A 596-nucleotide genomic window follows, 5' to 3' on the forward strand; every position below is an offset into this window, starting at 1 on the left:
TTACCGTCGCCTATCAATTTAGCTTCGCCCCAATCTTTGGTGAGGCGGCATTAGTGCCGTTTACGATTGCCTTTTGTGTAGCAACCATTTGGTTTGCGCTTTACCCAGGTAAGTTGGTTGATAACTTAGGCAAAATCCTAACACCGGCGTTAATGGCGATTTTGATCATCATGTCTGTCACTGCCTTGATTTACCCAGCAGGTGAGTTGACACAAGCCAGTGGCCCATACGTGAGTGGTGCGTTTGCAGAAGGTCTGACGCAAGGGTACATGACGATGGATGCGTTGGGCTCAATTGGCTTTGGTTGGATCATTTTCCGTGCTATTCGCAGCATGGGAGTGGACAGCCCGAAAGCAACGGCGAAATACACTCTAATTGCAGCCTTAATGTACGCTGTCGCGATGGCGTTTGTTTACATTTCGTTGTCTTACATCGGTTCCACTAGCTCTTACTTAGGTTCAGAGTTTAGCAATGGTGGCGATATTTTAACGGCGTTCACCTTCAACCACTTTGGTGCGTTTGGCTCGGTGTTGTTGGGTGCAGTCATGGTATTGGCCTGTTTGACCACAGCGATTGGCGTAACAACCGCAGGCAGC

The 596-nt window shown here is 48.8% G+C and carries 1 protein-coding gene; it reads left to right on the plus strand.

Annotated features, from left to right (window positions below):
- On the plus strand, positions 1-596 hold a 596-nt coding region (locus R7Q46_RS28585; RefSeq protein ID WP_318078496.1), incomplete at both ends, for a branched-chain amino acid transport system II carrier protein.

It is taken from the genome of Vibrio sp. 811, from assembly GCF_033339195.1.